Raw genomic sequence first — 21,541 nt, 5'->3', positions numbered from 1 at the left:
GTGGCTCAGACGATGCCCTCCGCGAGTTCGGCCTGGTCGCGGTCGCTGCCGTACGCGGCGGCGGTGGGCGTGCCGTACGAACGGCGGGCGATGTACCACCAGACGGTCGCGAGGACCAGGACGACGGCGAGCGCCACCGACGCGTAGTTCATCGTGTCGACGGTGACCGGCGAGGCCTGCGGCAGGCAGAACAGCACGGTCACACAGGCCACCCAGATCACCGCGATCCAGCCGATCGGCCGGCTCCAGCGGCCCAGATGCCACGGCCCCGGCCGGAAACGGTCGCCCGCGCGCAGCCGCAGCAGCACCGGGATGGCGTAGGCGGGGGTGATGCCGATGACGTTGACGGCGGTCACCGCGTTGTACGCCGTCGTCGAGTACAGGGACGGCAGGGCGAGGACACCCGCCACGACGACGGACAGCCACACGGCGGCGACCGGTGTCTGGGTGCGGCCGCTCACCTTGCGCCACAACTGCGAACCGGGCAGCGCGCCGTCGCGGCTGAACGCGAACACCATCCGGCTGGCCGCGGCGACCTCGGCGTTGCCGCAGAACAGCTGAGCGACGATCACCACCAGGAGCAGCGCGCTCGCGCCACCCGTGCCCAGGCCGTCGAGCAGGATCTGCGCGGGCGGCACACCCGTGGCGGTGTTGCGCGTGGCGTCGTAGTCCTGGATGGCGAAGGTCAGACCCGCGAGCAGCACGAAGCCCGCGATCCAGGACGCCCAGATGGACCGTACGATGCCGCGCGCGGCGGACACCGAGGCCTGCGAGGTCTCCTCCGACAGGTGCGCGGAGGCGTCGTAGCCGGAGAAGGTGTACTGCGCGAGCAGCAGGCCGATCGCCGCCACGTAGATCGGATTGTGCCAGCCGGTCTCGTTGACGAACTTCGTGAACACGAAGGACGCCGACTGGTGGTGGGCGGGGACGATCGCGAGCGCGCCCACGATGAGCGCGACGCCCGCCAGATGCCACCACACGCTCACCGAGTTCAGCAGGCTCACCAGACGGACACCGAACAGGTTCAGCACCGCGTGCAGCAGCAGGATGGCGCAGAAGATCAGCATCGTCCTGCCGGGCGTCGGCGTGAAGCCCCACTGCAGGTTCGCGAACGCGCCGGTGAACAGCGCGGCGCCGTAGTCGATGCCGGCGATCGCGCCGAGCAGACCGAGCAGATTCAGCCAGCCGGTGTACCAGCCCCAGCGCCGGCCGCCGAGCCGGTCGGCCATGTAGTACAGCGCGCCGGACGTCGGATAGGCGCTGGTGACCTCGGCGAGCGCGAGACCGACGCACAGCACGAACAGACCGACGCCCGCCCAGCCCCACAGCATCACGGCGGGGCCGCCGGTGTTCAGGCCGAAGCCGTACAGGGTCATGCAGCCGGACAGGATCGAGATCACCGAGAAGCTGATCGCGAAGTTGCCGAAGCCGCCCATGCGGCGGGCCAGCACGGGCCGGTAGCCGAGTTCGCGCAGCCGCTGCTCCTCGTCCTGCTGGGGCAGGCCCGGGGAGGGCGCGGGATCGGGGGTGGGGGACATGCGGGGGACCTCCGGGTCAAGAAGGGCGGGGACAGGGGCCGTTCACGTGCGTGAGCCGTCCGCGGCCGCCCGGCAACGGTCCCGGGCCTGGACGAAGACCTCCACGGCACGGTCGCGGCCGGGAGTGCGGTACATCCAGGGCGGCGGCGTGAAGTACGGGCCGATGGCGTCGAACACCCTTGCCGCGTCGGGGAATTGCAGCGAACCCCACAGGGCGTGGGCGAGGTGGTTGAGGTCGGGCAGCGAGCGATCGGCGCGAGGGGTGTGCTCGAACCAGGAGTGCAGGGCGCGCCGCGTCTCGCGGGCCGCGTCCTCCGCCACCCAGTGCAGGTCGAGCGCCGCGTCGTGCCCGCTGTCGCGCCGGTAGCGCTCGACGCGGACGTACAGCGGCAGCAGATGCAGCGCCGAGCCGGGCGGGGCCTGCGCGGCGGCCCACTGGGCGTAGCCGGTGGCCTCCGCGATCCGGCCCGAGCCGCCGCGCGCGTACAGGAACTGGAGCATCCGGTGGTGGGCCTCGCGGTTGTACGGGTCGCGTTCGTGGGCCTCGGCCAGCAGCCCCCAGGGGCCCGGCGGCAGCATCGGCTCGGGCGCGGGCGCCCGGTGCTCCTCCCAGCGCTGCTCCGGATCCAGCTGGGCCAGCGCCAGCAGGCACACCCAGGGCACCGGGTCCCGCGGGGCGATCCCGGTGGCGGACTGGGCGGCGTCCCAGGCCTCGATCCACAACTCGTGGGTGCGGCGGTGCCTCTCGCGCCGGGCGCGCAGGGCCCGTTCCACCCCGACCCGCGCCTGCATCACCGCGGCGTGGACGCTGTCCGGCTCCTCCATGAGCCAGGCGCGCACCACGTCGGTGCCGGCGGCGGCCGCCGCGAGGACCTGGGTGCGCTGGGTCCACTGCCGGCCGGGCGGGGTGTCCGTGAGCAGCGTGCGCATGGCCATCCAGCGGCCGGTGCGCAAGTCCTGGAGGGCAGCGCGCAGGGCGTGGTCGGGGCCGGCGGGGTCGTAGGAGGGACGGGGTCCTTCTCTGGCCATCAGCCGTCTGCCCCGGGCCACTGGCACGCGGGCGAGCTGGCGGGGTGGCGTGGCAACAGCCCTCCTGTGGGCGGTGATCGAGGGGTGAGGCGCTGGTCGGCGGTCACTATAGAGGCGCGCGTTCCGCCTTGCCATTGTTGCCAACTCAACCACTTGTTCAGGGCAGTTGGAGACCCGAGGGTGCTTGACGCCGCCTCGCCGCAGCGGCAGGCTGGCGCGGTGATCTTCGGTGCGGAGTGGGGTAAGGCGCGATGACCGGTCCGGTGCTCGCCGTCGACCAGGGCACGTCCGGCACCAAGGCCCTGGTGGTCTGTCCGGAACGCGGCGTCCTGGGTTCCGCCTTCGCCGAGGTCCGCCCCCGGTATCTGCCCGGCGGGCTGGTCGAGGTGGACCCGGCCGAGCTGTACGACTCCGTGGTCGACGCCGGCCGGCGGGCGCTCGCCGAGGCCGGCGAGGACGTCGTGGCGCTGGGCCTGGCCAACCAGGGCGAGACCGTCCTCGCCTGGGCCCCGGCCGACGGCCGCCCGCTCACCGACGCCCTGGTGTGGCAGGACCGGCGCGCCGAGACCGTGTGCACCGAACTCGCCGACCACGCCGAGGAGTTGCGGCAGCTGACGGGGCTGCCGCTCGACCCGTACTTCGCCGCGCCCAAGATGGCCTGGATCCGCCGCCACCTCACCCGCGAGGGCGTCGTCACCACCTCCGACGCCTGGCTGGTCCACCGCCTCACCGGTGCCTTCGCCACCGACGCCGCCACCGCCGGCCGTACCCAGCTCCTCGACCTGGACCGCGCGCAGTGGTCACCGAGGGCGCTGGAGATGTACGGCCTGGCGGGCGAGCGCCTGCCCGAGGTGACCGACACCGCCGGGCCGGTCGGCACCACCACGGCGTTCGGCCGCGAGATCCCGCTCACGGGGCTGATCGTCGACCAGCAGGCCGCCCTGCTCGCCCAGCGCGTCACCGCACCCGGCGCCGCCAAGTGCACCTACGGCACCGGCGCCTTCCTGCTCGCGCACACCGGCGACCGGCCCCGGCGCGGCACCTCCGGACTGGTCAGCTGCGTCGCCTGGCGGCTCGCCGGAACCACCGCCTACTGCCTGGACGGCCAGGTCTACACCGCGGCCTCCGCCGTCCGCTGGCTCCGCGACCTCGGGGTCATCTCCTGCGCCGCCGACCTCGACCCCGTCGGCGGCGCCGTCCCCGACAGCGGCGGCGTCACCTTCGTCCCCGCCCTCGCCGGACTCGCCGCCCCCTGGTGGCGCGGCGATCTGCGCGGCTCGCTCACCGGACTCGGCCTCGACACCGGACCCGGCCACTTGGTGCGCGCCCTGTGCGAGGGCATCGCCGCCCAGGTCGCCGAACTCGCCGACGCGGCCGCCGCCGACCTCGGTGCCCCGCTGCACAGGCTCCGCGTCGACGGCGGCCTGACCCGCTCGGCCCTGCTCATGCAGACCCAGGCCGACCTGCTGCAACGCCCGGTCGAAGTCTCGCCGCTGCCCGACGCGACCGCACTCGGTGCGGCCGCCCTCGCCCGGCTCGGCGCGGACCGTACCCTGGGCGTCGAACAGGCCCTGCCCGACTGGAAGCCCGCCGCCGTGTACGAACCCCGCATCACCGCCGACCAGGCCGCCGAACGCCGCGCCGGCTTCCGGGCCGCCGTCGCGGCCCTGCTCGGCTCATGACCGTCACCACGGAAGGCCCGCTGCCCGCACGCACGTACGACGTCGCGATCGTCGGCGCCGGGGTCGTCGGCTGCGCCATCGCCCGCGAGCTCGCCCGCCACCCGAGCCTGGGCGTCGCCCTGGTGGAGGCCCAGGACGACGTCGGGCAGGGCACCTCCAAGGCCAACACGGCGATCCTGCACACCGGTTTCGACGCGGCCCCCGGAACCCTGGAGGCCCGGCTGGTCCGCGAGGGCTACCACCGGCTCGGCGCCTACGCGGCCGAGGCCGGCATCCCCGTCGAACGCGTCGGCGCCCTGCTGGTCGCCTGGGACGAGGAGCAGCTCGCCGCTCTGCCCCGGCTGGCCGCCAAGGCCGAGCGCAACGGCTACCACGACACGCGCCGGCTCGGCCCCGAGGAGCTGTACGCCCGCGAGCCCCACCTCGGCCCCGGAGCGCTCGGCGCCCTGCACGTGCCCGGCGAGAGCATCATCTGCCCCTGGACGACGACCCTGGCGTACGCCACCCAGGCGGTCCGCGCCGGAGTGGATCTGCATCTGAAGACCGCCGTGCACGACCTGAGCCGGGACGCGGGGCATCTGCTGACCACCTCCCGCGGCACCCTGCGCGCCCGCTATCTGGTGAACGCCGCCGGACTGCACGCCGACACCCTCGACCGGCTGCTCGGCCGCGAGGACTTCACCGTCACCCCGCGCCGCGGCCAGCTCCTGGTGTACGACAAGTTCGCCCGCCCGCTCGTCCGGCACATCCTGCTGCCCGTGCCGACCGCGCTCGGCAAGGGCGTCCTGGTCGCGCCGACCGTCTACGGCAACGTGCTGCTCGGCCCCACCGCCGAGGACCTGGACGACAAGCGGGCCACCGGCTCCACCGCCGACGGCCTGGACGGGCTGCGGGCCAAGGGCCGGCGGCTCCTGCCCGCCCTCCTGGACGAGGAGGTCACCGCCGTCTATGCCGGGCTGCGCGCGGCCACCGGGCAGGAGGACTATCGCATCGCCGCCCACCCCGAGCAGACGTACGTCACCGTCGGCGGCATCCGCTCCACCGGACTGACCGCGTCCCTGGCCATCGCCGCCCATGTCACCGGCCTGCTGGCCGACACCGGACTCGACCTCGGCCCGGTGCGCGAACCGGAGCCGGTGACCATGCCCAACCTCGGCGAGGCCTACCCGCGCCCCTATCAGCGCCCCGAACTCATCGCCGCCGACCCCGAGTACGGCACCCTCGTCTGCCACTGCGAGCGAGTCTCCCGCGGCGAGATCCGGGACGCCCTCGCGAGCACGATCCCGCCCCACACCCTGGAGGGCCTACGCCGCCGTACCCGCGCCCGTGCGGGCCGGTGCCAGGGGTTCTACTGCGGGGCGGCAGTGCGGGGGCTGTTCGAACGGGGCTGTCCCGAGGGCGAGCCGGGGGCAGAGAAGCCGGCCGGCGGGGAACCGGTGCGGCGCCGGAAGCCGTTCGGGAGGGGGCGGCCATGACGGACGTACGCCGTGTCGACGTTCTCGTCGTCGGTGCCGGCCCCGCCGGACTCGCGGCCGCCGCACGGCTGGCCGCCTCCGGGGCCGGGCGCGTGGCGGTCCTGGAGCGGGAGGCCGAGCCGGGCGGGGTCCCACGGCACTGCGCACACGGCGGCTTCGGCACGCGGACGCGTCCGCTGACCGGGCCCGGATACGTCCGGCGGCTGACAGAGGCCGCCGTGCGGGCGGGCGCGGTGATCCGGACCGGGGTGACGGTCCTGGACTGGGTGGCGGCCGGGCCGTCGGCGAACGTGGAGGCCACGGACGCGGGGGCGGCAGGCGCCTGCGGCGCGGGGCTGGGCGCTGCGGACTCCACGGTCGCCGGGGGATCCGAACCGGGGCCGGGCGCTCGGGACCGCGGCGCGGCCGGGATGTTCGAGGCCCCCGACGGCCCCGCCGGAGGTGCGGTGGTCAGCGCCGTCGGATTCCGTGCCGCTGCGGTGCTCACGGCCGTCGGTCCCGGTGGGCCCGAGATCATCGAGGCGCGGGCCGTCGTGTTGGCCACCGGCGCCCGGGAACGCCCGCGTACCGCCCGGCTGGTGCCCGGCACCCGACCTGCCGGTGTCTACACCACCGGCGAACTCCAGCAGGCGGTCCACCTGTTCGGGCAGCGCATCGGCACCCGCGCGGTCGTCGTCGGCGCCGAGGAGGTCTCGTACGCCGCGGCCGCCACCGTGCGCGCGGCCGGGGCCGAGGTCGTCGCGCTGGTCACGGAACACCCGCGGGCCCAGACCGGCCGGGCCCGCGCCGGCTCGGCCCGGCTGTACGACCGCGTTCCACTGCTGACGCACACCACGGTCACCGAACTCCTCGGCCACGGCCGCCTGTCCGGGGTCCGCGTACGCCATCGCGACGGCCGTACCACCGCACTGGCCTGCGACACCGTCGTGTTCACCGGAGACTTCGTCCCCGACCACGAACTCGCCCGCCGCGGCGCCCTCGCCCTGGACCCCGGCACCCGAGGCCCCGCCGTCGACGGCGCGCTGCACACCTCGCGCCCCGGCGTCTTCGCCGCCGGGAACGTCCTGCACGCCGTCGAACGCGCCGGCACGGCGGCCGACGAGGGCGTACGGGTGGCCGGTGCCGTCCTGGCCTTCCTCGCGGGCGCCCCCTGGCCGGAACGGGGAGTCCCGCTCGCCGTCGAGGCTCCGCTGCGCTGGATCGCCCCGAACCGCATCACCCCCGCCGCCCCGCCCGCCCGTTACCTCCTGCGCACCAGCGCCCAGCTGACCCGCCCGGTCCTCCAGGTCCACCAGGACGGCCGCCTCCTGCACGGGGAGCGGCCGGGCCTTTGGACCGCGCTGCCGAACCGCACTCTGACCCTCACCGCACGCTGGACGGAGCGAGTCGACCCGAAGGGCGGCGAGACAGTGGTGAGCGTGGGCTGAGCGGGCCGACCGCCCGTGCCCTGCGCGGCCCCTCACAGATCCGTGAACGACCCGTGCCGCCCGGACCCGGCGGCGAACCGGGCGGCGCCCTCCGCGCTCTGCGCCAGCACGCCCAGTCCGTACCGGAGTTCGCCGCGCAATGCCGTCTCCTCGTCCAGCCCCTCCTGGTCGAGGACCGACGCGCGGTCGCTGCGCAGGCAGGACTGCGGGAAGCGGGCGATCGCCGCGGCCAGTGCCTCGGCCTCGGCGCGGGCGCGTCCCGTCGGTACCACGCGGCTCACGAGCCCCATCCCGTAGGCCTCGCGGGCCGGTACCGGGCGGCCGGTGAGGATCATGTCCATGGCCCGGCCGGTGCCGATCAGCCGGGGCAGCCGTACCGTGCCGCCGTCGATCAGCGGCACGCCCCAGCGGCGGCAGAACACCCCGAACACGGCGTCCTCCTCCGCGACCCGCAGATCGCACCAGAGGGCGAGTTCGAGGCCGCCCGCGACCGCGTGCCCGGCCACCGCCGCGATCACCGGCTTCGACAGCCGCATCCGGGTCGGCCCCATCGGGCCGTCACCGTCCTCGGTCACCCGGTTGCCGCGCTCGGTGCCGATCGCCTTCAGGTCCGCCCCCGCGCAGAACGTGCCGCCCTCACCCCACAGCACCGCGACCCGAGCACCGTCGTCCGCCTCGAACTCCCGGAAGGCGTCGGCGAGTTCCGCGGCGGTGGGACCGTCCACCGCGTTACGGGCCTCGGGCCGGGAGAGGACGACCGTGGTGACGTACTCCGTGCGCTCCACGCGGACCGGCATGGGAAGCCCTCCTTGTTCTGGTCGGAAGGCCACTCTGCCTCAGATGACCTTGAACCGGACCAGCGCCCCCAGGGTCAGCGCCCCCGGCAGCAGCGGCACCCACACGGTGATGATGCGGTAGGCCAGCACCACCGCCGTGGCCACCGCCGCCGGTCCGCCCACCGCGACCAGGGCCACGATCAGGGCCGCCTCGACCGAACCCAGGCCGCCCGGTGTCGGTACCAGCGCCACCGCGACGGTCGCCGCGAGGTAGGCGAGCGCCATGTGCGCCACCGGCACCGGCAGCCGGAGCGCCTGGCCGACCGCGGCGAGACCGGCCGCCTGCAGCGCGGGGAAGGCCAGCGAGCCGCCCCACAGGGCCAGGGCGCGGGCCGGCCGGGTGTGCACCGACCGTGCCTCGCCGAGGGCGTCGCGGAGGAAGCCGTACACGCGGGTGCGCAGCGGTCGTACGAGGGGCACGACGGCCGCCGCGACCACCAGCAGTCCGGCCGCGCCCAGCAGCAGCGGCACGGCCGAGCCGTCCGGCAGCAGGGGGCCGAGCCGCAGCGCGTCCGGGAAGGCGAGCAGCAGCACGGACAGCAGACCGAGCCGGCCCACGGACTCGGCCAGCAGATACAGCGCGAGCGCGGCCGAGGAGCGGGCCAGTGGCACCCCGCACACGGTCATGAAGCGCAGGTTCACCGCGCCCGCGCCCAGCCCGGTGGGCAGCAGATGGTTGGCCGAGGCCGCCGCGAACTGGGTGGCCAGCAGCCGCCCCTTCGGCAGCGGCTGCACCACCGCGCCCTGCCGGGTGAACGCGGCGGCCACCCAGGTCAGACAGGTGGCCCCGGCCGCCGCGAGCAGCCATGGCCAGGAGGCGGTGCGCAGCTGGCCGAAGCCCTCGGCGAGCAGGGAGCGGTTGCGCACGGCGACCAGGGCGACGAGTGCGAGCGGCACCAGGCACACCGCCTGGCGGACGGGGACGCGACGGGGGAGTCGTCCCCCCGGGGGCGGGGGAAGCGGGACGGCAGTCACATCAGCAGAGGTTCTCCGCGCCGCCCCAACAGCGGGTGAAAAGGCAGGAACATTGACCTCAACGAAGCTTGAGGTTCTACGTTCGTTCCCATGAGCATGGAGACCACCGCATGGATGCAGCTGCACAGTGTCATGAGCGCACAGGCCGAGCGCCGTCCGCTCGCCCGCGCCACACTGCGCCGTATCGCCACCTTCGCCCGCCCGCACCGCGCGGGCATCGTCCGGTTCGTACTGCTCGGGGTGGCCACGGCCCTGCTCGCCGTGGCCACCCCGGTGCTCGCCGGCCGCGTCGTCGACGCGATCGTGGCGGGGCACGACTCCGCCACGGTGATCCGGCTCTCCCTGCTCATCGCGCTCGTCGCCTTGGCGGAGGCGGGGCTCGGCGTCCTCGGACGGCGCCTGTCGGCGACGCTCGGGGAGGGACTCATCCTCGACCTCAGGACGGCTGTGTTCGATCATGTGCAGCGCATGCCCGTCGCGTTCTTCACACGGACTCGTACGGGAGCGCTGGTCAGCCGTCTCAACAACGACGTGATCGGCGCCCAGCGGGCCTTCGCCAACACCCTGTCGGGCGTGGTCAGCAACCTGGTCACCCTGCTGCTCACCCTCGCGGTGATGCTCACCCTGTCCTGGCAGATCACCCTGCTCGCACTGGTGCTGCTGCCGGTGTTCGTGCTGCCGGCCCGCCGCATGGGAACCCGGATGGCACGCATGCAGCGCGAGGCGGCGGCGCTGAACGCGGCCATGGGCACCCGGATGACCGAGCGCTTCTCCGCACCGGGTGCCACCCTGGTCAAGCTGTTCGGCCGCCCGGAGGAGGAGTCGGCGGAGTTCGCGGCCCGCGCCACCCGGGTCCGTGACATCGGCGTCCGCACGGCCACGGCCCAGTCGGTCTTCATCACCTCCCTCACTTTGGTCTCCGCCCTCGCTCTGGCCCTCGTTTACGGCCTCGGCGGCTGGTTCGCGCTGCACGGCACCCTGCAGGCGGGCGCGGTCGTCTCCCTCGCGCTGCTGCTGACCCGCCTGTACGCCCCGCTTACCGCCCTCGCCGGGGCCCGGGTCGAGGTGATGAGCGCGCTCGTCAGCTTCGAGCGGGTCTTCGAGGTGCTGGACCTGAAGCCGCTGATCGAGGAGAAGCCGGACGCCCGCGAGGTCCCCGAGGGCCCGGTCGCCGTCGAGTTCGACGACGTCCGCTTCTCGTATCCCTCGGCCGACCAGGTCTCCCTCGCCTCCCTGGAGGAGGTCGCCGCCCTCGACACCCGCGGCGGCTCCGAGGTCCTGCACGGCGTTTCCTTCCGCGCCGAACCCGGCCAGACCGTCGCCCTCGTCGGCTCCTCCGGCGCCGGCAAGTCCACCATCGCCCAGCTGCTGCCGCGCCTGTACGACGTCGACGCGGGCGCGGTCCGCATCGGCGGGGTCGACGTCCGCGACCTGACCGCCGTCTCGCTGCGCGGCACTCTCGGCATGGTCACCCAGGACGGGCACCTCTTCCACGACACGGTCCGCGCCAACCTGTGGCTGGCCCGCCCGGGGGCGACGGACGACGAACTCTGGGACGCCCTCGGCCGCGCCCGCCTGGCCGACGTCGTACGGTCCCTGCCCGACGGCCTCGACACGGTGGTCGGTGAGCGGGGCTACCGCCTCTCCGGCGGCGAACGCCAGCGCATGACCATCGCCCGCCTCCTGCTGGCCCGCCAGCGCGTGGTCATCCTGGACGAGGCCACCGCCCACCTGGACAACACCTCCGAGGCGGCCGTCCAGGAAGCCCTCACCGAGGCCCTGGAGGGCCGCACCGCCGTGGTCATCGCCCACCGCCTGTCCACGGTCCGCGCCGCCGACCAGATCCTGGTCGTGGAGTCCGGCCGGATAGTGGAACGCGGCACGCACGAGGAGCTACTGGCGGTCGGGGGCCGGTACGCGGAGCTGTACCGAACCCAGTTCGCGGCACGGGAGGACGACCTGACCGCACCGCCGGAGGCGACGGAAGCGCTGGACGAGGCGGTTGAGTTGGCGTAGGGGGCTGTGGTGAGGGGGTGCGGGGGCGGTCGGTGGAGGGGACCGCGGTGTTCGGCGCCCGACGTCCCGGCGTGCGTGGCGAGTTGCTGCCGTACCACTTGACTGCACTGGTCCGGACCTTTAGTTTCACGCCTTAAACAAAGCCTGCGCACGCCCCAACGTCCTCTCTGTTCACCGGCGTTGGCGCGTACCCCCCACGTGAAAGGCCCGCTCCCACCCATGGCCAGACCTCTTCCCGCAGCAGTCTCCCTCGGTGTCCTCGCGCTGTCCGCCGGACTGCTCACCGCTTCCCCCGCCCAGGCCGCCACCGGTGCCATCACCGGGCTCGCCGGCAAGTGTCTCGACGTCGCCGGGGCCAACTCGGGCGACGGCACGCCAGTCCAGCTCTACGACTGCAACGGCACCAACGCCCAGCAGTGGACGGTCGGCACCGACGGCACCATCCGCGCCCTCGGCAAGTGCCTCGACGTGACCGGCAATTCGACCGCCGACGGCGCCAAGGTGCAGCTGTGGAGCTGTACCGGCGGCGCGAACCAGAAGTGGACCGTCACCGCCGCCCACGACATCGTCAACCCGCAGGCGAACAAGTGCCTCGACGTCACCGACGACAACTCCGCCAACGGCACCCGGACACAGATCTGGAGCTGCAGCGGCGGCGCCAACCAGAAGTGGAACGCGCCCGGGAGCGGGGGCGACGGCACCCCGTCCGCGCTCATGGCCGTCGCACCGTACCTCTACAACGGCTGGGGCAGCCCGCCCAACCCGGCCACCATCACCCAGGCCACCGGCGTGAAGTGGTTCACCCTCGCCTTCGTGCTCAGCAACGGCTACTGCAATCCGCAGTGGGACGGCAGCCGTCCGCTGACCGGCGGGGTCGACCAGCAGACGATCAACACCGTGCGGGCAGGCGGCGGTGACGTGATCCCCTCCTTCGGCGGCTACAGCGGCAACAAGCTGGAGAGCTCCTGCTCCAGCGCGAGCGAACTGGCGGCGGCCTACCAGAAGGTCATCAACGCCTACGGCCTGAAGGCGATCGACATCGACATCGAGGCCGACGCCTACAGCAGCGCGACCGTGCAGCAGCGGACCGTGGACGCGCTGAAGACCGTGAAGGCGAACAACCCGGGGCTGAAGGTGTACATCACCCAGGGAACCGGGCAGAGCGGGCCCGACACCAGCCTCATCGACCGGGCCGCGTCCTCCGGGCTGACCGTGGACGCCTGGGCCATCATGCCGTTCGACTTCGGCGGCGCCGGACAGAACATGGGCAACCTCACCACGCAGGCCGCCGAGGGCCTGAAGAACGCGCTGAAGAACGCCTATCACTACAGCGACGACCAGGCCTACCGGGACATGGGCATCTCGTCCATGAACGGCGTCACCGACAACAACGAGACCGTCACGGTGAACGACTTCCGGACCATCCTGGCCTACGCCCAGGCGCACCACCTCGCCCGGCTCACCTTCTGGTCCGCCAACCGCGACCGGCCGTGCACCGGCGGCCCCGCCGACAGCTGCTCCGGCGTGAGCCAGTCCGACTGGGACTACACCCGCGTCTTCGCCGCCTACACCGGCTGATCCCGCCACCCCCCACCAGGAGAATCCGTGTTCGCTCGTCCACGCCGCAGACCGACGGCCGTCGCCCCCGGGAACCAATCGTCCTCGGCCTCGGGCTCGCCACCTTCGTCCCGGACAACGGCATCACCGCGTTGAGCGTCGCCGACGTCGACGGCGTCAAGATCGAGGACCTGTTCTTCGACGCCGGCACCACCGGCTCGAAGACCCTGGCCGAGGTCACCAGCCTCCTCGTGGACAGCAAGAACGTCATCGGCGACCACATGTGGATCCGGTGCGCCGACCACGGCAGCGACGTCGATGTACGGCCTGTTCGTGGAGCACTTCCAGAGGCCTCCCGGACGTGTGAGGCGCCGTCGCGTGGATACGCGGACTGGACGGACACCAGGGCCCGTCCGGAAGGCCAACCCTGCCATGACCAGCGAAAACCAGCTCTCTCCCGAGTCGGAGATCACCCTCCGGGTCAACGGGAAGCCCCACACACTGCACGTCGACCACCGGCGTGTCCTGCTGGACCTGCTCCGTGAAGACCTCGGTCTCACCGGGGCGAAGAAGGGCTGCGACCACGGCCAGTGCGGTGCCTGCACCGTGCTGGCCGACGGCCGTCGCGTCAACAGCTGCCTGCTGCTCGCGGTCGCCCTCGACGGCAGCGAGATCACCACCGTCGAGGGCCTCGGCGGGGACGGCGAGGAGCCGCACCCGCTGCAGCGGGCCTTCCTCGACCGCGACGCCTTCCAGTGCGGCTACTGCACCCCGGGGCAGATCTGCTCCGCCGTCGGCATGCTCGCCGAGGCCGCCGCCGGCCACCCCTCCCACGTCACCGACCCCGCGGCCCCCTCCGGCCGGCCCGTCCCGCTGGACCGGCCCGAGATCCGCGAGCGCCTGAGCGGCAACCTGTGCCGCTGCGGCGCCTACCCACGCATCGTCGAGGCAGTGGAGGACGTGATCCGGTGAACGGCTTCGGATACCTCAGGCCCGGCAGCGTCGAGGAGGCCGTCGAGGCGTACGCCACCCACCCCGGCGCCCGCTATCTGGCCGGCGGCACCAACCTGGTCGACCTGATGAAACTCGGCGTGGAGCGGCCCGCCGTCCTCATCGACGTCGGCCGGCTGCCGCTGGCCGGCATCGAGGAGTTGCCCGACGGCTCCCTGCGCGTCGGCGCCACCGTCCGCAACAGCGACCTGGCCGCCGATCCGCGCGTCCGCGACCGCTACCCGGTGCTGTCCCAGGCGCTTCTCTCCGGCGCCTCCGGGCAGTTGCGCAACGCCGCCACCACCGGCGGCAATCTGCTCCAGCGCACCCGCTGCCCCTATTTCCAGGACCTGGACAAACCCTGCAACAAGCGTGTGCCCGGCAGCGGCTGCGGCGCCCGGCAGGGCGTGCACCGCGACCACGCCGTCCTCGGGCACTCGGAGCACTGCATCGCCACCAACCCGTCCGACATGGCCGTCGCCCTCGCCGTGCTGGACGCACAGGTCGAGCTGTACGGCACCGAGGGCATCCGACGGCTTCCGGCAGCGGAGTTCCACCGGCTGCCGGGGGAGCATCCCGAGCGGGACACCTGGATCGGCCCGGGCGAGCTGATCACCGGGGTACTGCTGCCGTCGGCCACCGCCGGGCTGCCGTCCGCGTACCGCAAGGCCCGCGACCGTGCCTCGTACGCCTTCGCCCTCGCCTCCGTGGCCGTCGTGCTGCGGGTCGCGGACGGCGTCGTCGACCACGCGGGGATCGCCTTCGGCGGGCTCGCCCACCGGCCCTGGCGGGCCCGGCACACCGAGCTGGCCCTGTTGGGCGGCCCGGCGACCCCCGCCGCCTTCGAGGGAGCCGTGGCGCTGGAGCTCGCACACGCCGAGCCGCTGCGGGACAACGCCTACAAGGTGCCCCTAGCCCGCAATCTTGCCCTGGACGTCCTGAAGCGTCTCGCCCCCGCACCGGCGGTCGCCTGAGCCGGCGCAACAGGAGCGAGCAGACCAGGAGGAACCCATGACCGGCAACTCCCCGGCCACCCCCACCGAACACCGGGCCGCCCGGAACCCGACCCCTGACGGGGCTTTCCCCGAGCACCGGCCGGGTGGGGGTCCGGCCCCCGGCGCCCCCACCGGGGCCCTCGGCGAGCGCCGGCCGGGTGGGGAGCCGGGCCCTGGCAGCGCGCCGGGTACTCCCGGAGAGTGCCCGAACGCCCGCAATAGGGCCTCGGGCGGGGCAATCGCTGGGCGCCGGTCAAGTGGGGACCCGGCCCCCGGCGGCCCCCCGGAAGGGGCCCCGGCCCCGGACAGCGCCCCGGACGCGCGCGTACAGCGCCGCGACGCACGGAGCGTGCCCCCGGGCACCCCCACCGGGTCGCTCGCCGAGCGTCTGTCAGGAGGGCACCCCGGTGGTGCGCTGGGTGTGCCCGCCGAGCGTCGGGAAGGGCGGGAGAAGGTCACCGGTGCGGCCCGCTACGCCGCCGAGTACGCGCTGCCCGGCCGTGCCCACGCCTGGCCCGTGCCGGCCGCGATCGCACGGGGCCGGGTCACCGCCGTCGACACCTCGGCCGCCCTCGCCCTGCCCGGGGTCCTCGCCGTCCTCACCCCCGACGACGCCCCGCGCCTCGCCGCACCCGAAGACGCCACGCTCGCCGTCCTGCAGGGCCCCCAGGTGCCGCACCGGGGCTGGTGCGTGGCGCTGGCCGTCGCCGACACCCTGGAGGCGGCCCGCGCGGCCGCCCGGGCGGTACGCGTCACCTACACGGCCGAACCCCACGACGTCGGTCTGGACCCCGGGCATCCGCACGCCTACGAGCCGGAGGAGGCCAACGCCGGCTATCCGGGCCGGGTCGAGCACGGCGACCCGGAGGCCGCCTTCGCCGCCGCCGAGGTCCGCGTCGATGCCACCTACCGGGTGCCGCCGCTGCACAATCACCCCATGGAGCCGCACACCAGCACGGCCCACTGGGACGGGGACCGGCTCACCGTGTACACCTCCAGCCAGGGCGGTACGACCGTGCGGGAGGTCCTCGCCCAGCTGTTCGAGCTGCCCGAGGACCGGATCACCGTCGTCACCGAGCACGTCGGCGGCGGCTTCGGCTCCAAGGGCACCCCGCGCCCCGACGTCGTCCTCGCCACCATGGCCGCCCGGCGCACCGGCCGGCCCGTCACCCTCGCCTACCCCCGCCGCAACCTGCCCACCACCGTCGGCCACCGCGCCCCCACCGTGCAGCGGCTGCGGCTCGGCGCGAGCGCGGACGGCCGGCTCACCGCCGTACTGCACGAGGCGACCACCCACACCTCCCGGGTGAAGGAGTTCGTCGAGCAGGCCGCGGTGCCCTCCCGCATCATGTACGCCACCCCGGCCCTGCTCAGTACCCACCGGGTGGTCCCGCTCGACGTGCCCAGCCCGTCCTGGATGCGCGCCCCCGGCGAGGCGCCCGGCATGTACGCCCTGGAGTCGGCCGTGGACGAACTCGCCTACGCCCTCGGCATGGACCCGGTCGAGCTGCGCATCCGCAACGAACCCGAGCGTGAGCCCGACAGCGGCAAACCGTTCAGCAGCCGGCACCTCGTGGAGTGCCTGCGCGAGGGCGCCCGCCGCTTCGGCTGGGCCGAGCGCGATCCACGCCCGGGTGTGCGCCGCGAGGGCCCGCTGCTCATCGGCACCGGCGTGGCCGCGGCCACCTACCCGGCCGCGGCTGTCCCGGCCACCGCGACCGCCCGGGCCCTGCCCGACGGCACCTTCGTCGTCCGGATCAACGCCACCGACATCGGCACCGGGGCCCGTACCGTCCTCGCCCAGATCGCCGCCGACGCCCTCGGCGCGCCCCTCGACCGGGTCCGCACCGAGATCGGGCACAGCGACCTGCCGTCGGCCTGGCTCGCCGGCGGCTCCATGGGCACCGCCTCCTGGGGCTGGGCCGTGCACGAGGCGTGCGCCGAGCTGGCCTCCCGGCTCGCCGCACACACCGGGCCGCTGCCCGCCGAGGGCATCGGGACCCACGCCGACACCGCCGGAAAGGCCGACGCCGACAGCCCCTACGCCCGGCACGCCTTCGGCGCCCACTTCGCCGAGGCCGCCGTCGACACCGTCACCGGAGAGACCCGGGTACGGCGGCTGCTCGGCATCTTCGCCGCCGGGCGGATCCTCAACTCCCGCACCGCGCGCTCGCAGTTCACCGGCGGCATGACCATGGGCCTCGGCATGGCGCTCACCGAACACAGCGCGATGGACCGCGCGTTCGGCGACTTCACCGAGACGGACCTCGCCTCCTACCACCTGCCCGCGCACGCCGACGTGCCCGGCATCGAGGCCGACTGGATCGACGAGGACGACCCGCACCTCAACCCCATGGGCAGCAAGGGCATCGGCGAGATCGGCATCGTCGGCACCGCGGCCGCCATCGGCAACGCCGTCCACCACGCCACCGGCATCCGCTTCCGTGAACTGCCCCTCACCCCCGACCGGATCCTCACCGGCCTGTTGTCCGAGGAATGACCGTGACGGGGCCGACCTGGGAGTACGAGGGCTACCGGCCCGAGGAGGAACGCCTGCGGGAGTCCCTGTGCACGCTGGGCAACGGGTACTTCGCCACCCGCGGGGCACTGCCCGAGTGCATCGCGGACGACGTCCACTACCCGGGCACCTATGTGGCCGGCTGCTACGACCGGCTCACCTCCGAGGTCGCCGGACGCCGGGTCGAGAACGAGGACATGGTCAACCTCCCCAACTGGCTGCCGCTGCGCTTCCGCCCGGCGGGCGCCGCCTGGCTCACCCCGGACTCCGACCCCGTCACCGAGCACTATGTGACCCTGCATCTCGACCCCGGCCTGCTGGAACGCCGCACCAGCTACGGCCTCGACGGCGGCGCCACGCTCCATGTGCGCCAGCTCCGCCTGGTCCACCTGGCCGACCGTCATATCGGAGCCCTGCGCACCGAGTTCACCGTCGAAGGCCAGGGCACCGAGCTGGAGGTCGAGGCCGCGCTGGACGGACGGGTCACCAACTCCGGCGTGGCCCGCTACCGGGACCTGGACGGCCGGCACCTCACCCAGATCCGGACCGGCCTCGCCGCACACGGCGCGATGTGGCTGCGCTGCCACACCCGCACCTCCCGCATCGAATGCGCCCTGGCCGCCCGGCTGGCCACCGACGCACCGGTGGCGACGGCCCACGAAGCCCTGCGCGCGGTCCAGCACGTGAAGCTGCGCCTGACACCCGGCCGTACCGTCACCGTCGACAAGACGGTCGCGCTGCACACCTCGCACGACCCCGCCATCGGTGACCCGCTGGACGCGGCCGTCGAGCGCGTCGGCGCCGCCCCCGACTTCGACGCCCTGCTGGAGACGCACACCGCGGCCTGGGAGCAGTTGTGGCGGCGCACCGCGCTCGAAGTGCCGGGGGAGGCGGGCAGCATCCTGCGGCTGCACCTGTTCCACGTGCTGCAGACCCTGTCGCCGCACACGGCCGACCTCGACGCCGGTGTCCCCGCCCGCGGACTGCACGGCGAGGCCTACCGCGGCCATGTCTTCTGGGACGAACTCTTCGTCCTGCCCTACCTCAACCTGCACCTACCCGAGGTCTCCCGGGCCCTGCTCCACTACCGGCACCGGCGTCTCGACGCCGCCTGCCACGCGGCCGGCGAACTCGACCGGCGCGGCGCGCTCTACCCGTGGCAGAGCGGCAGCGACGGTCGCGAGGAGGCCCCGGAAGTCCACCTCAACCCCCGCTCCGGCCGCTGGGTGCCCGACCACTCCCGGCTCCAGCACCACGTCGGCTCGGCAGTGGCCTACAACATCTGGCAGTACTGCGAGGCCACCGGGGACACCGACTTCCTGCACGGCGAGGGCGCCGAGATGCTGCTGCAGATCGCGCGCTTCTGGGCGGACTCGGCCGGTTACGACGACCGCCTCGGCCGGTACCGCATCCGGGGCGTGATGGGCCCCGACGAGTACCACGACGCCTACCCCGGCGCGCCCCGGCCGGGACTGGACGACAACGCGTACACCAACGTCACCGCCGCCTGGGTGCTCGCCCGCACCCTGGACCTGCTGAGCACCCTGCCCGAACCGCGCCGCCGCGAACTCACCGAGAGCATCGGCCTGGACGAGGACGAGCCCGCCCACTGGGAGGAGATCTCCCGCACCCTCCACATCCCCTTCCACGACGGGGTGATCAGCCAGTTCGAGGGCTACGGCGACCTCGCCGAGCTGGACTGGGACGACTACCGCAAGCGGTACGACGACATCCGCCGGCTCGACCGGATCCTGGAGGCCGAGGGCGACACCGTGAACCGCTACAAGGCGTCCAAACAGGCCGACGTCCTCATGCTCGGCTACCTCTTCTCGACGGCCGAACTCCGCGCCCTCTTCGACCGATTGGGCTATCACCTGGACGAACACACCTGGATCGCGACCGTCGACCACTACCTGCACCGCACCAGTCACGGCTCCACCCTCAGCGGCCTGGTCCACGGCTGGATCCTGACCCGCGCCCGCCGCGCCGACGCCTGGGCGTTCGTCCAGGAGGCGCTGCGCGGCGACATCGCCGACCTGCAGGGCGGCACCACCGGCGAGGGCATCCACCTCGGCGCCATGGCAGGCACCCTCGACCTCGTCCAGCGCGGACTGACCGGCCTGGAGACCCGCGACGGCGCCCTGTGCCTCGACCCGGTCCCCCTGCCCGAACTCTCCTCGTACGGCTTCGCCATCCGCTACCACGGTCACTGGGGCGTCCATCTCCACCTGCGCAGCGGCCTGCTGGAGATCGCCGTGCCGGACTCCGACCGCGCCCCCATCGACGTCTGCCTGCGCGACCGGGTGGTGCCGGTGGGTCCGGGGGAGGCGGCACGGCTGGTGGTCCCGGACTGACACCGTTCAGCCGTCCGTCACCGGACCGTCACCGGGTACCGGTGCACGGGCGGCAGCCCGGGCAGCAGACCCGGCCACACGGTGTCCAGGACATGTGCGCTCGGCGTGAACAGCGGCCGCCCGAGCCGCGGCAGATCGCCGACCTCATGCCACTCCCAGCGGCGGATCAGCCGCGGCTCGGTGACGACGGGTTCGCCGGTGAAGGCGGTCACCCGGACGGCGGCCGTCACCCTCGGGATGCCGTGCACGTAGTCCATCAGGATCGCCCGCACCCGCGTCCCGGCCGGGTCGGCCTTCAAGGACGTCTCCTCCTCCAACTCGCGGACGGCCGCCGCGGCGAAGTCCTCGTCCGCGTCGTTCTTGCCGCCGGGCAACTCCCAGACGCCTCGCACCGACCAGCCCAGCAGCACCCGGCCCGCCGCGTCCGTGACGACGGCACCGGCGCCGGTGAGGGCGTGCGGGGACGGGCGGCCCTTGCCGGCGTATCCGGGCGTGGTGGGGGAGGGGCCGCGCAGGACCAGCAGCGCCAGGCCGTCGGCGTCGTAGCGGTCGGCGGCCGCCCAGCCGGTGCGCAGCAGACCGATCTCCTGCTCGTCCAGGGCGATGCCGCGCCGGTCGTCCGGCACCGCGTCCACGAGCGGCGTGATCACACACAGCGCACCGCCCGGGCGCAGCCGTTCGCGCAGCCGGTTCAGCACCCGGGTGCGGTCGCGGACGAAGGCCCAGCCGAGCCGGATGGTGATCAAGTCATAGGCGTCGGAAGGAAGTTGACCGAGATCGTCTCGCTCGATGTCCAGGCGGCGGTACGTCACGCCCACCGCCTCGGTGCGCCGGGCCTCCGTGAGCGCGGCCTCGGACCAGTCGACGGCGTCCACCCGGTAGCCGGATCCGGCCAGATGTCGGGCGAGTTCACCGAGTCCGCAGCCGACGTCCAGCGCGAGTCCGCCCGCGGGCGCCGGGACGTGCTCCGCCAGCAGCCGCCGTTCGGTGTCACCCAGCTCCCGGAACCGGCCCCCGCCCGCGTAGTGCGCGTCCCACTGGTCGTGCCTCACGTATGCCACCGGTCCTCCTCGGGTCGCTCGTTTCCCCGGACTTCGGGATCCTCGCCCGGCGGCGCCCGCTGTACACAGGCGTGCGCGATCTCGACGCGGACGGCCCGGCGGACCACCATGCACCGGTAAGCGGTTGGAGCGGGAAGGAGACGGCGGAGATGAGCGCGAGCGACGCTCCCCTGCGTGTGCTGGCGGTGGACGACGAGGAGCCCGCGCTGGAGGAACTGCTGTACCACCTGGAGCGCGATCCCCGGGTCGGCACCGTGGTGCCCGCGGCGGGACCCACCGAGGCGTTGCGCCGGCTCGGCCGGGCCCTGGCGGACGGGCCGGACGGCGAGGAAGCCGTCGACGTCGTCTTCCTGGACATCAACATGCCGGGCCTCGACGGCCTGGAACTGGCCCGTCTGCTGGGCGGGTTCGCCGCGCCGCCACTGATCGTCTTCGTCACCGCCCACGACGACTTCGCGGTCCGCGCCTTCGACCTCAAGGCCGTCGACTACCTGCTCAAGCCCCTCCGCAAGGAACGCTTCGCCGAGGCCGTACGCCGGGTCGCCGAACTGGTACGGGCCGGGCAGGGCCCCCGGCCGGCCGCCGCTCCCGCCACGACCGCGCCCGAGCAGGCACCCGCCTTCGGTGATCAGGTCCCCGTCGAACTGGGCGGGGTGACCCGGTTCGTGCCCATCGCCGACATCACCTATGTCGAGGCCCAGGGCGACTACGCGCGACTGCACACCCCGCACGGCAGCCACCTGGTCCGCGTCGCGCTGTCCACCCTGGAGGAACAGTGGCGCGCACGCGGTTTCGTGCGCATCCACCGCAGCCGGCTCGTCGCCCTCGGCCGCATCGAGGAACTTCGCCTGGACGGCGGCAACGTGACCGTACGGATCGGCGACCGCGTGCTCGCCGTGAGCCGGCGCAACGCCCGGGAGCTACGGGACCTTCTCGCCAAACACGCGGCGGGCAGGGCCCGTTGAGCAAGGGAGGCGGTTGCCGGGTGACGGACCTGTGGCGATTCTCGTCCACCCGCTGTCTCGGCGGGGTCCCGCTGCGTACACTCGCCGCAGCACAAGGTGATCACCGCTGCGTCGGGAGTGCGT

At 73.7% G+C, this 21,541-nt stretch carries 15 protein-coding genes and 1 pseudogene; 11 read left to right on the top strand and 5 right to left on the bottom strand.

Features of this window, described 5'->3' with window-relative positions:
- Positions 1 to 5: 5 nt before the first annotated feature.
- Both ACFYOH_RS18245 and ACFYOH_RS18240 read right to left on the bottom strand, forming a co-directional pair.
- A complete protein-coding gene (locus tag ACFYOH_RS18245; protein ID WP_388626688.1) occupies positions 6 to 1,538 on the bottom strand; it encodes an amino acid permease in 1,533 nt (510 codons plus the stop codon).
- Positions 1,539 to 1,580: 42 nt separating this feature from the next.
- Positions 1,581 to 2,567, bottom strand: coding sequence for a hypothetical protein (locus ACFYOH_RS18240; protein ID WP_388626686.1), 987 nt, complete (start codon positions 2,565 to 2,567; stop codon positions 1,581 to 1,583).
- Positions 2,568 to 2,818: 251 nt separating this feature from the next.
- Between ACFYOH_RS18240 and ACFYOH_RS18235 the strand changes: the two genes are divergently transcribed.
- The 3 genes from ACFYOH_RS18235 to ACFYOH_RS18225 are packed head-to-tail and all read left to right on the top strand — an operon-like array spanning position 2,819 to position 7,151.
- On the top strand, positions 2,819 to 4,249 hold the full coding sequence (locus tag ACFYOH_RS18235) for an FGGY family carbohydrate kinase (protein WP_388626684.1): 1,431 nt from the start codon (positions 2,819 to 2,821) through the stop codon (positions 4,247 to 4,249).
- A complete protein-coding gene (locus tag ACFYOH_RS18230) occupies positions 4,246 to 5,724 on the top strand; it encodes an FAD-dependent oxidoreductase (protein ID WP_388626682.1) in 1,479 nt (492 codons plus the stop codon). Before ACFYOH_RS18235 ends, ACFYOH_RS18230 begins: the two co-directional genes overlap by 4 nt.
- The gene (locus ACFYOH_RS18225) at positions 5,721 to 7,151 is read left to right on the top strand and encodes an NAD(P)/FAD-dependent oxidoreductase (RefSeq protein WP_388626680.1); all 1,431 of its coding nucleotides are present in this window, start codon (positions 5,721 to 5,723) and stop codon (positions 7,149 to 7,151) included. The genes ACFYOH_RS18230 and ACFYOH_RS18225 overlap by 4 nt, the downstream gene beginning before the upstream one ends.
- Before the next feature lie 32 nt (positions 7,152 to 7,183).
- Here the strand turns inward: ACFYOH_RS18225 and ACFYOH_RS18220 are convergent, their stop codons facing one another.
- Positions 7,184 to 7,948, bottom strand: a complete 765-nt coding sequence (locus ACFYOH_RS18220; RefSeq protein WP_388626678.1) for a crotonase/enoyl-CoA hydratase family protein — start codon at positions 7,946 to 7,948, stop codon at positions 7,184 to 7,186.
- Between the two features lie 39 nt (positions 7,949 to 7,987).
- The gene (locus ACFYOH_RS18215; protein WP_388626676.1) at positions 7,988 to 8,962 is read right to left on the bottom strand and encodes a YbhN family protein; all 975 of its coding nucleotides are present in this window, start codon (positions 8,960 to 8,962) and stop codon (positions 7,988 to 7,990) included.
- A gap of 96 nt (positions 8,963 to 9,058) precedes the next feature.
- On the opposite strand from ACFYOH_RS18215, the gene ACFYOH_RS18210 reads away from it, so the two are divergent.
- From ACFYOH_RS18210 to ACFYOH_RS18180, 7 genes and pseudogenes are all read left to right on the top strand, one after another.
- Positions 9,059 to 10,978, top strand: a complete 1,920-nt coding sequence (locus ACFYOH_RS18210; RefSeq protein ID WP_388627187.1) for an ABC transporter ATP-binding protein — start codon at positions 9,059 to 9,061, stop codon at positions 10,976 to 10,978.
- Between the two features lie 219 nt (positions 10,979 to 11,197).
- Complete coding sequence (locus tag ACFYOH_RS18205) at positions 11,198 to 12,556, top strand: lectin (RefSeq protein WP_388626675.1); 1,359 nt, start codon at positions 11,198 to 11,200, stop codon at positions 12,554 to 12,556.
- A gap of 71 nt (positions 12,557 to 12,627) precedes the next feature.
- Positions 12,628 to 12,886: pseudogene (locus ACFYOH_RS18200) on the top strand (coagulation factor 5/8 type domain-containing protein); the annotation flags it as partial.
- Positions 12,887 to 12,967: 81 nt separating this feature from the next.
- A complete protein-coding gene (locus ACFYOH_RS18195) occupies positions 12,968 to 13,507 on the top strand; it encodes a (2Fe-2S)-binding protein (protein ID WP_388627186.1) in 540 nt (179 codons plus the stop codon).
- Complete coding sequence (locus ACFYOH_RS18190) at positions 13,504 to 14,499, top strand: FAD binding domain-containing protein (RefSeq protein ID WP_388626673.1); 996 nt, start codon at positions 13,504 to 13,506, stop codon at positions 14,497 to 14,499. The genes ACFYOH_RS18195 and ACFYOH_RS18190 overlap by 4 nt, the downstream gene beginning before the upstream one ends.
- Positions 14,500 to 14,908: 409 nt before the next feature.
- Positions 14,909 to 17,020: a xanthine dehydrogenase family protein molybdopterin-binding subunit gene (locus ACFYOH_RS18185; protein WP_388627185.1), complete on the top strand. Its 2,112-nt coding sequence runs from the start codon at positions 14,909 to 14,911 to the stop codon at positions 17,018 to 17,020.
- Entirely contained in the window at positions 17,017 to 19,392 is a 2,376-nt protein-coding gene (locus tag ACFYOH_RS18180; protein ID WP_388626671.1) for a glycoside hydrolase family 65 protein, read from the top strand. The genes ACFYOH_RS18185 and ACFYOH_RS18180 overlap by 4 nt, the downstream gene beginning before the upstream one ends.
- 17 nt (positions 19,393 to 19,409) lie before the next feature.
- On the opposite strand, the gene ACFYOH_RS18175 is transcribed toward ACFYOH_RS18180, so the two are convergent.
- A complete protein-coding gene (locus ACFYOH_RS18175) occupies positions 19,410 to 20,453 on the bottom strand; it encodes an NUDIX domain-containing protein (RefSeq protein WP_388626669.1) in 1,044 nt (347 codons plus the stop codon).
- Between the two features lie 149 nt (positions 20,454 to 20,602).
- On the opposite strand from ACFYOH_RS18175, the gene ACFYOH_RS18170 reads away from it, so the two are divergent.
- A complete protein-coding gene (locus ACFYOH_RS18170; RefSeq protein WP_388626668.1) occupies positions 20,603 to 21,418 on the top strand; it encodes a LytR/AlgR family response regulator transcription factor in 816 nt (271 codons plus the stop codon).
- Positions 21,419 to 21,541: the final 123 nt, after the last annotated feature.

Source organism: Streptomyces sp. NPDC007856, assembly GCF_042868225.1.
Lineage (GTDB): Bacteria > Actinomycetota > Actinomycetes > Streptomycetales > Streptomycetaceae > Streptomyces.
This window is presented reverse-complemented; position numbering and strand designations above follow the sequence as displayed.

Bases quoted from the DNA above. Each gene is read 5' to 3' on its own strand.
- ACFYOH_RS18245 (WP_388626688.1), bottom strand. From the start codon at position 1,538: ATGTCCCCCACCCCCGATCCCGCGCCCTCCCCGGGCCTGCCCCAGCAG.
- ACFYOH_RS18240 (WP_388626686.1), bottom strand. From the start codon at position 2,567: ATGGCCAGAGAAGGACCCCGTCCCTCCTACGACCCCGCCGGCCCCGAC.
- ACFYOH_RS18235 (WP_388626684.1), top strand. From the start codon at position 2,819: ATGACCGGTCCGGTGCTCGCCGTCGACCAGGGCACGTCCGGCACCAAG.
- ACFYOH_RS18220 (WP_388626678.1), bottom strand. From the start codon at position 7,948: ATGCCGGTCCGCGTGGAGCGCACGGAGTACGTCACCACGGTCGTCCTC.
- ACFYOH_RS18180 (WP_388626671.1), top strand. From the start codon at position 17,017: ATGACCGTGACGGGGCCGACCTGGGAGTACGAGGGCTACCGGCCCGAG.
- ACFYOH_RS18205 (WP_388626675.1), top strand. From the start codon at position 11,198: ATGGCCAGACCTCTTCCCGCAGCAGTCTCCCTCGGTGTCCTCGCGCTG.
- ACFYOH_RS18170 (WP_388626668.1), top strand. From the start codon at position 20,603: ATGAGCGCGAGCGACGCTCCCCTGCGTGTGCTGGCGGTGGACGACGAG.
- ACFYOH_RS18225 (WP_388626680.1), top strand. From the start codon at position 5,721: ATGACGGACGTACGCCGTGTCGACGTTCTCGTCGTCGGTGCCGGCCCC.
- ACFYOH_RS18195 (WP_388627186.1), top strand. From the start codon at position 12,968: ATGACCAGCGAAAACCAGCTCTCTCCCGAGTCGGAGATCACCCTCCGG.
- ACFYOH_RS18210 (WP_388627187.1), top strand. From the start codon at position 9,059: ATGGAGACCACCGCATGGATGCAGCTGCACAGTGTCATGAGCGCACAG.
- ACFYOH_RS18230 (WP_388626682.1), top strand. From the start codon at position 4,246: ATGACCGTCACCACGGAAGGCCCGCTGCCCGCACGCACGTACGACGTC.